11 protein-coding genes are annotated in these 12,240 nt (G+C 66.3%); 9 read left to right on the top strand and 2 right to left on the bottom strand.

What is annotated here, in order from left to right; genetic code table 11:
• Window positions 1-7: 7 nt before the first annotated feature.
• Window positions 8-727: a response regulator gene (locus QK287_RS09110; RefSeq protein ID WP_282359891.1), complete on the bottom strand. Its 720-nt coding sequence runs from the start codon at window positions 725-727 to the stop codon at window positions 8-10.
• A complete protein-coding gene (locus tag QK287_RS09105; RefSeq protein WP_282359890.1) occupies window positions 724-2,412 on the bottom strand; it encodes an ATP-binding protein in 1,689 nt (562 codons plus the stop codon). The genes QK287_RS09110 and QK287_RS09105 overlap by 4 nt, the downstream gene beginning before the upstream one ends.
• A gap of 138 nt (window positions 2,413-2,550) precedes the next feature.
• Between QK287_RS09105 and QK287_RS09100 the strand changes: the two genes are divergently transcribed.
• The 9 genes from QK287_RS09100 (at window position 2,551) to der (ending at window position 12,100) form a co-directional block, all read left to right on the top strand.
• On the top strand, window positions 2,551-3,906 hold the full coding sequence (locus QK287_RS09100; protein WP_282359889.1) for a cation:dicarboxylase symporter family transporter: 1,356 nt from the start codon (window positions 2,551-2,553) through the stop codon (window positions 3,904-3,906).
• 252 nt (window positions 3,907-4,158) lie between these two features.
• Window positions 4,159-5,058 carry an AAA family ATPase gene (locus tag QK287_RS09095; protein ID WP_226775993.1) on the top strand — a complete coding sequence of 300 codons (900 nt, stop codon included), beginning with the start codon at window positions 4,159-4,161 and terminating at the stop codon, window positions 5,056-5,058.
• An 8-nt stretch (window positions 5,059-5,066) separates the two neighbouring features.
• Window positions 5,067-5,915, top strand: coding sequence for a ScpA family protein (locus QK287_RS09090; RefSeq protein ID WP_226775994.1), 849 nt, complete (start codon window positions 5,067-5,069; stop codon window positions 5,913-5,915).
• A 104-nt stretch (window positions 5,916-6,019) separates the two neighbouring features.
• Window positions 6,020-6,628, top strand: a complete 609-nt coding sequence (locus QK287_RS09085; protein ID WP_226776015.1) for an SMC-Scp complex subunit ScpB — start codon at window positions 6,020-6,022, stop codon at window positions 6,626-6,628.
• A gap of 111 nt (window positions 6,629-6,739) precedes the next feature.
• Window positions 6,740-7,960, top strand: a complete 1,221-nt coding sequence (locus tag QK287_RS09080) for a pseudouridine synthase (protein WP_282359888.1) — start codon at window positions 6,740-6,742, stop codon at window positions 7,958-7,960.
• 1 nt (window position 7,961) lies between these two features.
• The gene (locus QK287_RS09075; RefSeq protein ID WP_282359887.1) at window positions 7,962-9,071 is read left to right on the top strand and encodes a prephenate dehydrogenase; all 1,110 of its coding nucleotides are present in this window, start codon (window positions 7,962-7,964) and stop codon (window positions 9,069-9,071) included.
• Complete coding sequence (gene cmk / locus QK287_RS09070; RefSeq protein WP_282359886.1) at window positions 9,071-9,799, top strand: (d)CMP kinase; 729 nt, start codon at window positions 9,071-9,073, stop codon at window positions 9,797-9,799. Before QK287_RS09075 ends, cmk begins: the two co-directional genes overlap by 1 nt.
• Window positions 9,800-9,872: 73 nt before the next feature.
• Window positions 9,873-10,553, top strand: a complete 681-nt coding sequence (locus tag QK287_RS09065) for a lysophospholipid acyltransferase family protein (RefSeq protein WP_282359885.1) — start codon at window positions 9,873-9,875, stop codon at window positions 10,551-10,553.
• On the top strand, window positions 10,550-12,100 hold the full coding sequence (gene der / locus QK287_RS09060; protein WP_282359884.1) for a ribosome biogenesis GTPase Der: 1,551 nt from the start codon (window positions 10,550-10,552) through the stop codon (window positions 12,098-12,100). Before QK287_RS09065 ends, der begins: the two co-directional genes overlap by 4 nt.
• Window positions 12,101-12,240: the final 140 nt, after the last annotated feature.

Genomic DNA, 12,240 nt, shown 5'->3' with positions numbered 1-12,240 from the left:
GGGCCCGCTAGCGCCCCGGCCGGGCCCAGCGGTATTCGTTCTCCGGCCGGCCCGGTGCGCCATAGCGTGCAGTTCGGGAGACCGTACCGGCGTCGGCGAGGTATTCCAGGTAGCGCCGCGCGGTCACCCGGGACATACCCAGCGCGTCCATTACCTCGCTGGCAGACACCGCACCGGACTGCTGCTGCATAAAATCCTGCACCGCATCCAGGGTGGACACGGCCAAACCCTTGGGCAAGGGCAGGTCGGAGGGGGCACGCAAGCTCGCGAAAGCCTGGTCCACGTCGCTCTGCGACGGGCCCGGGCCGGTCTGTCCCTCGGCGGGGGAGGCCAGCTGCTGCCGGAAGTGGCGGTAGCTGGTGAGCTTGTCCGCGAAGGTGGCAAAGGTGAACGGTTTGATCAGGTACTGGACCACACCTGTGGCGACGGCGCTGCGGACAATGCTCAGTTCCCGCACCGCGGTGATGGCGATGATGTCCGCGAACAGCCCGGCGGCACGCATGCGCCGCGCGATGTCGAGGCCATGCAGGTCCGGCAGGTTCATGTCCAGCAACACCAGCTCCACCGGGGTGCCCGCAGCCGCGAAGTCCGTCATAAGCCGGAGCGCGGACTGTCCGTCCGGGGCCGAGCCGGCCAGTGTGAAGCCCTCCAGCCGGCCGATATATGCGCCGTGGGCGGCTGCCGCGACGGGCTCGTCTTCGACGACGAGTACACGGATTTCGCTCATGGCTTTCCTTCGGTGGTCAGTGGTTCCGGCGTCGCTGCCGCCGGTGCGGCTGGCAGCGTGACGCGGAACAGCGCCCCGGCGGGGCTGGTGATCGTCATGGTACCGCCGAGCCGCAGCACCGCCTGGCGGACCAGGGCCAGGCCAAGGCCGCGCCCGAACGGACCGGGTGTTTTGGTGCTGAAGCCGTGCCGGAAAATGTCTTCCACAGCCTGCGGATCGATTCCGGGCCCACTGTCCTCCACAGTGATTTCAAGGGACCCTGTTGATGCTGCCACAGTGAGCTCCACGAGTTTCGGGGCCGGCGCCTCGGCCGCCGCATCGATGGCGTTGTCCAGCAGATTCCCCAGGATCGCCACGAGGTCCTGCACGGCCAGGCCGGTCGCAGCGGATGATCCCGTCCCCGTCCCTGCTGTGGTGAGGGCCAATTCGACGCCCCGCTCATGGGCCTCGGCGGCCTTGCCCATAATGAGGGCGCCGAGCACGGGCTCATCGATCGAGCTCACCACGTCATCGGTCAGCCGCTGGCTAAGTTCGAGGTCCTGGGTAGCGAATTCCAGGGCTTCGGTGCCGCGCCCCAGCTCCATCAGGGAAACAATCGTATGCAGCCGGTTGGCGTGCTCGTGCGTCTGGGCCCGCAGGGCATCCGAGAGTGTGCGCATGGTTTCCAGCTCGCTGCCGAGGGATTCGATTTCGGTGCGGTCGCGGATGGTGGCCACGGTGCCATAGACGGGCGGGCCGGTGCGTCCCCGGGCAGAAACCGGACCGATGGCCGGCCCCTGGTTCACCACGAGAACCCGCGAGCCGGTCAGGTGGATCTCGTCCAGCGCGGTCCGGCCCGATTCGAACAGCTCCCCGAGGCTCGGGGCCAGCGGGAGCTCAGCGAGCGACGGCGCCTCCTGCCGCCCGCCGTCGGCAGACGTGCCTTTGTCGTCGGACGCCCGGCGGGTGAGGCCAAGCAGTTCCGCGGCCTGGTCGTTGTACATCACGACCTTGCCGTGGGGATCGATCAGGATGACGCCTTCCCGGACCGAGTGGAGGACCGATTCGTAGTACGCGAAGAGCTGGGCGAGCTGCTCCGGTCCCCAGCCGCGGGTGACCTGCCTCAGATACCGCCCCAGCAGCCAGGACGCCACCGATCCGCCAGCGAGGAGGGCCAATCCGATCGCCAGCAGCGCCGGAAGCCTGCCGGAGACGGCGATGTCCACGGTCCGGACGGTCACACCGGCCGCAACCAGCGCCCGGACGGTCCCGTCCGCGTCCTTGACCGGGACGATGGTGCGTACTGACGGTCCCAGGGTTCCGGCAGTGATTTCGGTGAAGATCCGGCCCTCGAGGGCCGGATCGATGGAGCCGATGTAGGGCTTCCCGAGTTCTTCCGCCCGGGGGTGGGTCCACCGGGTGCGGTCCGGTGCCATGATCGTGATGAAATCCGCCTGGGCATCCTCCATGACCTGCAGGGCATACGGCTGCAACAGGGCGGTGGGATTCGCGTCCCCTGCCGCCGCCAGCACCAGGGGGTTGTCAGCCACAGCGGTCGCGACGCCGGCCATCCGCCGGCCCGCCTCGTAATAGGCGTGGTCGCGTGCGTCAACGAAGGTGGCAGTGCCGACGATGGCCGTCAGGGCCAGCATAAAGAGCAAGTGGGCCACAAACAGCCGTCTGGCGATGCTCCAGCGGTGGATCATCAACACCTTCCATGACCAATATGAACGCAACGGTGATGCGCGTCACTGCATCCCCAATGATGGTGGAACACGCAGAACGGACGCGGTGGGCCCACAGCCTGCGCCACACCAACGTCCAGCCTATCCAAGGAGAACACCATGACCTCTCAACGAGGAGAGTCGGCGGCGTTGACCGCGACGCCGGTCAAGAAGCGCAAGAGGCTCGACAAGTCCCATTATCTTTACATGGCGGTAATTGTGGCCGTCGTCCTCGGCGCCCTCATCGGGCTGTTGTTCCCCGAGGTCGGCAAGTCCCTGAAGCCGTTGGGGGACGGGTTCATCAAACTCATCAAGATGATGATTGCGCCGATCATCTTCTGCACGATCGTGCTGGGCATTGGCTCCATCGCCAAGGCCGCCACCGTCGGCAAAGTCGGCGGACTGGCCCTGGGCTACTTTATGGTGATGTCCACCTTTGCGCTCGCCATCGGCCTTGTCGTCGGCAACCTGATCCATCCCGGAGAGGGCCTCAAGCTCGCGCCCTACGATCCCAACAAAAAGGCCGCTACGGACAGCACTGTCGACTTCCTGCTCGGCATCATCCCGTCCGACATTCCCGTGCTGCCGACTCTCTTCGCGGCGATCCTGGTTGGCTTCGCCCTCCAGCGGATGGGTCCGCAGGGCGTCCCGATCCTCAAGGCCATCAGCCACGGCCAGGTCCTGGTCTTCCGCATCCTCATCATGATCATGTGGGTGGCGCCGGTGGGTGCCTTCGGTGCGATTGCCGCCGTTGTCGGTGCCACCGGAGTCCAGGCCATCGTCGGTATGGCTACGTTGATGATCGCCTTCTACCTCACCTGTGCCCTGTTCATTGTCGTCATCCTGGGCGGACTGCTGCAGGTGATCGCCGGCGTCAACATCTTCCGGCTGATGAGGTACCTGGGCCGCGAGTACCTGCTGATCTTCTCCACCTCGTCCTCCGAAGCCGCACTGCCCCGCCTGATCGCCAAAATGGAACACCTCGGGGTGTCCAAGCCTGTCGTTGGCGTCACCGTCCCGACCGGCTACTCCTTCAACCTGGACGGCACGGCCATCTACCTGACGATGGCATCGCTGTTCGTCGCCAACGCCATGGGCACACCACTGGACCTCGGCGCCCAGATTTCCTTGCTGGTCTTTATGATCATCGCCTCCAAGGGCGCTGCCGGCGTCACCGGTGCCGGCCTGGCCACCCTGGCTGCAGGCCTCCAGGCGCATGCGCCGCAACTGCTGGGCGGCGTCGGCATGATCGTGGGCATTGACCGCTTTATGTCCGAGGCCCGCGCCCTGACCAACTTCACCGGCAACGCCGTCGCCACGGTGCTGATCGGCACCTGGGTGAAGGAGATCGACGGCGGACAGCTTGAGCGGGTCCTTTCCGGAACCGAGCCTTTCGACGAGCAGACCATGCTGGCCGGACACGGCGCCCCGCAGGAAGCCGCTGCGTCGGCCCAGCCTGTTCCGGCCAACGCCTGAGCCGTTCCGCAACCCGCCAGTGAGCTGCTGGAACCGCCCGGACGCCGCAAGGTGTCCGGGCGGTTTTTTGCGTCGCGCCGGTAACCTTCGACTTCTACCAGAGGGTTGAGGCTCAAAAGACGGCGGCTGTCAAGGTCCACGGAATACCGTGTCGGTGGCTGTAACCTTGGGTGGAACAGGACCGGCGCTGGAAGTCCAGCGGCAGCATTGTCAAGCACAACAATCACCGTCATCGAAAGTGTGGATAGATACGTGAGCAGCGAACAGGGTTCAGCAACTCTGGAAGGCACCGAACTCGATCTGGAAGACGCCGTTATGGGCCCCACCGGGCGCCCTCAACGCGACTTTCCGGAGCCCGCACCGCTGTCTTCCCACGGTCCTGCACGGGTCATCGCCATGGTGAACCAGAAGGGCGGAGTGGGTAAAACCACCTCCACCATCAACCTTGCTGCGGCGCTCGCGGAGTTCGGCCGCCGGGTGCTGGTGGTGGATTTCGACCCCCAGGGTGCCCTGTCCGCCGGTCTCGGCATCAACCCGCATGAACTGGACCTCACGGTCTACAACGTTTTGATGGACCGCAAGGTGGACATCCGCGACGCTATCCACAAGACCGGCGTCGACAACCTGGACCTGCTCCCGGCCAACATCGACCTCTCCGCCGCGGAAGTGCAGCTCGTTAATGAAGTGGCCCGGGAGCAGGTGCTGGACCGGGCCCTGAAGAAGGTCGAGGACGACTACGACATCGTGCTGATCGACTGCCAGCCGTCACTGGGCCTGCTTACCGTTAACGCGCTGACGGCCGCCCACGGGGTCATCATCCCGCTGATCTGCGAGTTCTTTGCCCTGCGTGCCGTCGCCCTGCTGGTGGAGACCATCGACAAGGTCCAGGACCGGTTGAATCCCAGGCTCCAGGTCGACGGGGTCCTTGCCACCATGTATGACGCCCGCACCCTGCACAGCCGGGAGGTGATCTCCCGCCTGGTGGAGGCTTTTGGCGACAAGGTCTTCGAGACGGTTATCAAGCGGTCCATCAAATTCGCGGACGCTACCGTCGCCGCCGAGCCCATCACCAGCTACGCCGGAAACCACATCGGCGCAGACGCTTACCGCAACCTGGCCAAGGAACTCATCTCGCGCGGCGGCGCACCCTAGCCAGGACCGTGGCGGAAACAGGCGTTCCGGCGGCGGAGCCCGCGCCGGCCGGGAAGAAGCCGGGGTTCGAGGTCCGGCTGGCCAACTTCACCGGCCCCTTCGATCTGCTCCTGGGGCTGATTTCCAAACATCAGCTGGACATTACCGAGGTGGCGCTTTCCACCGTCACCGATGAGTTCATCAAGTACATCAAGCGGCTGCAGAACCTGGGCGAAGAGTGGGCACTTGACGAAGCCAGTGAATTCCTCGTCATCGCCGCCACGCTGCTCGACCTGAAGGCGGCGAGGCTATTACCGGCCGGCGAAGTTGAGGACGAGGAAGACATTGCATTGCTGGAAGCCCGCGATCTGCTGTTCGCCCGGCTCCTGCAGTACAAGGCGTTCAAGCAGGTGGCCGGAATGATGGGCGCCACCCTGGCACTCGAGGCCGGGCGCTATCCGCGGCAGGTCGCGCTGGAGGGGCATTTCGCCGCCCTGCTCCCGGAGCTCCTCTGGCGGCACACCCCGCAGCAGTTTGCCGGCCTTGCGGAGGCCGCGTTCAAGCCGAGGGAAGCCGCACCTTCCGTCGTGGGCCTCGCCCACCTCCACGGCACAGCCGTCAGCGTCAAGGAGCAGGCCGAACTCCTGGGCCGGCGGCTGCAACACGGCACCCCGCTTACCTTCCGGGCCTTGATCGCCGACGCCGAATCAACGCTTGTGGTGGTGGCCCGGTTCCTGGCGTTGCTGGAGCTGTTCCGGGACAAAGCGGTGGCTTTTGAACAGCTGCTCCCGCTGGGGGACCTGACGGTCCGCTGGAGCGCCGACGGCGGGGCCTGGAGCAGCACCAACCTGAGTGACGAATATGAGGAGCAGCCGTGAACCAGACCCGACCGGGACAAGCAGCCGGACAGGCATCCGCCGGGGCAGGCGAAACACCGGCAGAAAAGGACACCGCAGACGGGGCAGGTGCCGACCTCGGCAGCATGCCCGGCGGTGCCCGCGCGGCACTCGAAGCGATCCTGATGGTCATCGACCAGCCTGCGACGGCGGCCGAGCTTGCCGCGGGACTGCACGTGAGCGTCGAGGTCGTCGAGGAACTGCTGGCGGAGCTGCAGCGGGACTACAACGGTTATACTGTAAATGCCCCGGCTGTGGACGACGCCAGTTTCATCGGTTTCACTTCCACCCCCCGGGGTTTTGAATTGCGGAATGTCGCCGGAGGCTGGCGGATCTATTCCCGCGCAGAGTTCGCCGACATTGTGGGCGGGTTTGTGCTGGAAGGACAGACAGCCAGGCTGACGCAGGCGGCGCTCGAAACGCTCGCCGTCATTGCTTACCGCCAGCCTGTTTCCCGGGCGCGGGTCTCTGCAATTCGAGGAGTTAACGTTGACTCTGTTGTGCGCACGCTGACACAGCGGGGGCTGATCGGGGACTCGGGAACCGATCCCGAATCCGGGGCCATCCTCTACCGTACGACGTCGTATTTCCTGGAGCGGATGGGAATCGGCTCGGTGGCGGAACTGCCGCAACTTTCCCCGCATCTTCCGGGGCTGGAAGGCATCGACGAGTTTTACGACGCAGCAAGAATGTAAGCAGGAGCAACTTCCTGCGCACGAGTATCCACCGGGGCAGAGGGTTTTTGCCCCTGCTGGCGGGTGCTGTCGGGAGACAGCGGCCGTTGGTCAACAAACGAAGGACGGGTCATGACACAGGCGGGACGCCAGGGTTCACCACGTAACAGTTCGGGACGCAACAGCGCCGGACAAAATTCCGCGCAGGGCTCCGGCCGCGGCGCGCAGGGCGGAGCCGGCCGCAGCGGCGGGGCCGGCTTCAAGGGCGGCGGAGACCGCCCCTTCAAACGACCAAAGCCCCGCGAAGAGGCCTTCATCGATCCGGACCTGCAAGGTCCCGACGGCACACCCGCGGCGAGCCGCCCGGCAGCTTCCGGAGACTGGAAGTCCAAGCCGCCGTCCGGCAAGGAGGCAGCCCGCAAGGCTGCGGCCCGCAAGCCCGGGTCCGGCAAAGCCCCAGGCAGCCCCGGCGCGTTGAAGCCCAAGCCGCGCACCGGTGCCGCGAAGTTCGCCGGCCCCCGTGCTTTCGGCAGCGAACGCTTCGGCCAGAACCTCGGTCCGGTACGCAAACCGGCCCGCAAGCGCGGCCCCCGCGCCGAGGTTCCCCAGTCCGAGGTGCACGACCAGGACGGCACCCGCCTCCAGAAGGTTATGGCATCGGCCGGCGTCGCCTCACGGCGTGTCTGCGAAGAAATGATCGCCGAAGGCCGGGTGGAGGTCGACGGGCAGGTCGTCACCGAGCTTGGCGTCCGCGTTGACCCGAAGACCGCGGTGATCCACGTCGACGGACTCCGCATCCAGCTGGACGAGAACATGGTCTACATGGTGTTCAACAAGCCCAAGGGCGTTGTCTCCACGATGGAAGATCCGGACGGCCGTCCCTGCGTCAGCGACTTCGTCCGCAACCACCATGGCGAACGGCTCTTCCACGTCGGGCGTCTCGACGTGGCTACCGAGGGCCTGTTGCTGCTGACAAACGACGGCGAACTCGCCAACCGCCTGACACACCCGTCCTACGAAGTCCCCAAGACCTACCTTGTGCAGGTCCGCGGGCCGTTCCCGCAGGGCATCGGCGCCGAGCTTAAAGCCGGCGTCGAACTTGAAGACGGCATCGCGTCGGTTGACTCCTTTAAGCTTGTGGACTCCACCCCGGGCCACGTGCTGATCGAGGTTGTGCTGCACTCGGGCAAAAACCGGATCGTTCGGCGCCTCTTCGACGCCGTCGGTTTCCCGGTGCTCCGGCTGGTCCGCGTCAAGGTTGGCCCGATTGGCTTGGGCGACCAGCGCCAAGGCAGCATCCGCAACCTCGGCAAGCAGGAAGTCGGCCACCTGCTGGCATCCGTAGGGCTCTAGCATGTCCGCCTTTCGCACCCACGGCCGCGGCCACGTCAACGGTCCGGTGGTGGTCGTGGGCACCGGACTCCTGGGCACCAGCATCGGACTGGGGCTGAGGGGCCGCGGCGTCGCCGTTTTCCTCTCCGACCCGTCGCCCACCAACCAGGCCGTCGCCGTCGACATCGGTGCCGGCCTGCCCTTGGCGCGCCTGGCCGGCGCGCAGCCCCAGCTCGTGGTGGTCGCCGCGCCGCCGGATGTCACGGCCGATGTTGTGGAACGGGCCCTCACGGACTACCCCGAAGCGACAGTTGTGGACATCGCCAGCGTGAAGGCCGGAATCCAGTCCGAGCTCCGCGCCCGCGGAGCCGACCTCCGCCGCTATGTGGGCACCCACCCGATGGCGGGCCGGGAAAAGTCCGGTCCCGTCGCTGCCCGCGGCGAGCTTTTTACGTCCATGCCATGGGTCCTGTGCCCCTCGGCGGAGACACAGCCCGACGCGCTGGAGGCAGCGCGTGCGCTGGCATCGGACCTCGGCGCCGTGGTGTCCGAATTCGGGGCCGATGAGCACGACGAGGCGGTTGCCCTGGTCTCGCACGTGCCGCAGGTGGTGTCTTCGCTTGTCGCCAGCCGGCTGCAGGGCACGCCCCTGCACGCGCTGTCCCTCGCCGGCAACGGACTGCGGGACGTGACCCGGATCGCGGCGAGTGATCCGACCCTGTGGGTGCAGATTCTCGGTGCGAACGCGGACAAGGTGGTGGCGATCCTGCACGGCGTCCGTGCGGACCTCAACCGGGTCATCGGCACGCTGGAGGAGCCGACTGCACCCGGCGCCCGGCTCGATCTTGCTCAATTGATCAGCGAAGGCAACGCCGGCCAGTCCCGCATCCCTGGCAAGCATGGCGGACCCCCGCAGGCCTATTCCTGGCTGACGGTCCTCGTCGACGACACCCCCGGACAGATCGCCCGGCTCCTGACGGAGATCGGCGAGATCGGCGTCAACCTTGAGGACCTCCGGCTGGACCACTCTTCGGGACAAAACGTGGGAATGGTGGAAATCTCCGTTCTGCCGAACAAACACGAACTGCTCATCGAAGCCCTCAACGACCGCGGATGGCGGGTACTCCAGTAATGACCCAAGAACTCATCAACACCGAGGAAGTCCTCCGCCCCGGAAAAAGCCTTGTCGTCGCCATCGACGGGCCGTCCGGGTCGGGCAAGTCCAGCGTCAGCAAAGAGGTGGCACACCGACTCCGGCTGGCCTACCTGGACACCGGCGCCATGTACCGTGCGCTGACTTGGTTCTGCCTGGACAACGGCACGGACCTGCACGACGGGGCGGCCGTCGAGGCTGCCGCCAGGGGCCTTCCGCTGGAAATCAGCACGGGCCCGCTGGACGAATACGTCCGGGTCGGCGGTGCCGACGTTACGCTCGCAATCCGCGAGCCGGCGATATCCGCCGCGGTCAGCACCGTCGCGACCACCCTCGGCGCCCGCACCGAGCTGATCCGCCGGCAGCGTGAGCTGATCGAAACCCACCACCGCCGCATGGTGGTCGAAGGCCGGGACATTACTACCGTCGTCGCACCGCATGCCGAAGTGCGGATGCTGCTCACCGCGAGCGAGGAGGCGCGCCTGCGCCGCCGGGGGATCCAGCTCGGCGGCAGCCAGAGCGCCGAACAGCTCGCCGCCCAGGTCACCCGGCGCGATGAGAAGGACTCGACAGTGGTGAACTTCACCCGGGCCGCAGACGGTGTGGTGACGCTGGACTCCTCGGAGCTGGATTTCGCCGAGACCGTCGATGCCGCGCTCAACATTGTCGACAGCGTTATCAACCACCGGGCCCCCCGCCTTGACTGAGCCCGGGCAGCGGCAGCCGGACCGCGCCGGAACAGCGGTACCGGCCCGTTGGACAACGGCCTGGAGCCGGCCCGTGGGTTGGTTCCTGGACCACGTCCTTTACCGGACCTCCGTCAGCGGCCGGTCGAATGTCCCGGCGACGGGCCCGGTGATTTTCGCCGCCAACCACATCAGCTTCCTGGACGGACCGGTAATGTTCGGGGCGGCCCCGCGTGCCATGCACATCCTGGTCAAGCAGGAAATGTTCAGCGGCTTCCTTGGCCGGGTGCTCCTTGCCTCCGGCCAGCTGGCCGTGGACCGCGCGGGCGACCGTGCGGCCCTGGTCGCAGCCAAAGAGGTGCTGGACGCCGGACGGTGCATCGGCATCCTTCCGGAAGGCACCCGGGGGAGCGGAGAAGCGGCAGCCATCAACAAGGGGGTCGCCTGGCTGGCACTGAACTCCGGTGCGACGGTAGTCCCGGTGGCCATCCTCGGCACCAGGACAGGAAGCGAACACCTCGACGCCGTTCCGCGGTTTCGCCGCCGGCTGCACGTGAGCTTCGGCGGAGCGCTCAATGTCAGCCGCAGGCCCGGTGAGACCGGCCGTGTTTCAATGGACAGGGCCGGAACCGAGATCCGCGCCGCGCTGGCGCGCCACGTCCAGGACACGATCCAAAGAACCGGGCAGCCCTTGCCCGACGCGGACTCCCCGCAAGAATTCCATAAAGCAGTAGCCGGGACGCCGGCAGATCACCCCATAAGGAAAGTGCAATGAGCGATACGACTCAAACATCCGGCCAATTTGGCGCCGGCGAAGACGAATACACGCCCACCGGCACGGACCAGGTGGCCGAACACCTTGCCGCCCTGGACGACGACGAAGCAGAGCTGCGTGCGGCCTCACTCCGGGCCGGCCTGGACGATTACGAGCTGGACGAAGACGACGCCGCCCTGCTGAGCGGCGAGTTCGACGACGAGGACTTCGACGGCCCGGTCAAGCTTGATCCGGTCCTGGCCATCATCGGCCGGCCCAACGTGGGCAAGTCCACGTTGGTGAACCGTATCCTCGGCCGGCGCGAAGCCGTGGTGGAAGACACCCCCGGCGTTACACGCGACCGGGTGATGTACTCGGCGACCTGGAACGGCCGGAACTTCACTGTTGTCGACACCGGCGGCTGGGAGCACGACGCCCGCGGCATCCACGCCCGCGTCGCCGAGCAGGCCGAGATGGCCGTGGAACTCGCCGACGCGGTCCTGTTCGTCGTCGACTCCGCCGTTGGTGCCACCGCTACGGACGAGGCAGTCGTGAAAATGCTGCGCAAGTCCAAGAAGCCGGTCATTATGGTGGCCAACAAGGTGGACGACTTCGCCCAGGAAGCCGACTCGGCGACCCTGTGGGGCCTGGGCTTCGGTGAGCCGTATCCGGTCTCTGCCCTTCATGGCCGCGGTGTTGCCGACCTTCTTGACCATGTGATGGACACTCTTCCGGAGTTTTCCACCATCGAAGGCCTGGAGCGCTCCGGCGGTCCGCGCCGCATCGCCCTGATTGGCCGGCCCAACGTGGGCAAGTCCTCGCTGTTGAACAAGCTGGCCGGTTCCGAGCGCGTTGTGGTGGACAACACCGCAGGCACCACCCGGGACCCGGTCGATGAGTTCATTGAACTTGGCGACCGCACCTGGCGCTTTGTGGATACCGCCGGTATCCGCCGCCGCCAGCACATGGCACAGGGCGCCGACTTCTATGCCTCGCTGCGGACCCAGAGCGCCCTCGAAAAAGCGGAGGTCGCCGTGGTGCTCCTCGCCGTCGACGAAGTGCTCAGCGAGCAGGATGTCCGCATCCTGCAGCTGGCCATCGAGTCCGGCCGGGCCCTGGTCCTCGCATTCAACAAGTGGGACCTGCTCGACGACGAACGCCGCACCTACCTTGAGCGTGAAATCGAACAGGACCTGGCGCACGTCGCGTGGGCTCCCCGGGTCAACATCTCTGCGAAGACCGGCTGGCACAAGGACAGGCTCGTTCCTGCCCTGGACACCGCGCTGGAAAGCTGGGACAAGCGCATCGCGACCGGCCGGCTCAACGCTTTCCTGGGCGAACTGGTGGCCGCACACCCGCACCCGGTCCGCGGCGGCAAGCAGCCCCGGATCCTGTTCGGCACCCAGGCTTCCAGCCGTCCGCCGAAGTTCGTGCTCTTTACCACCGGATTCCTGGACCCGGGCTACCGCCGCTTTATCACCCGCCGGCTGCGCGAAACGTTCGGGTTCGAGGGCACACCGATCGAGGTCAACATGCGGGTGCGTGAAAAGCGCGGCAAGAAGCGTTAATTGGGACACAGCCGGCCCGTGACATCCTCAAAGTGTCACGGGCACCCTCCGGAATCGTGTAAGCTTTTGGAGGTGGTTCGGCCGGACTGCTCAGATGACATCGCACAGATGACGTCGAGAGCGGAGAACGGCGGAATCAG

The organism is Arthrobacter sp. AL05 (assembly GCF_029960715.1).
In the GTDB taxonomy this organism is placed as follows: domain Bacteria; phylum Actinomycetota; class Actinomycetes; order Actinomycetales; family Micrococcaceae; genus Arthrobacter.
This window is presented reverse-complemented; position numbering and strand designations above follow the sequence as displayed.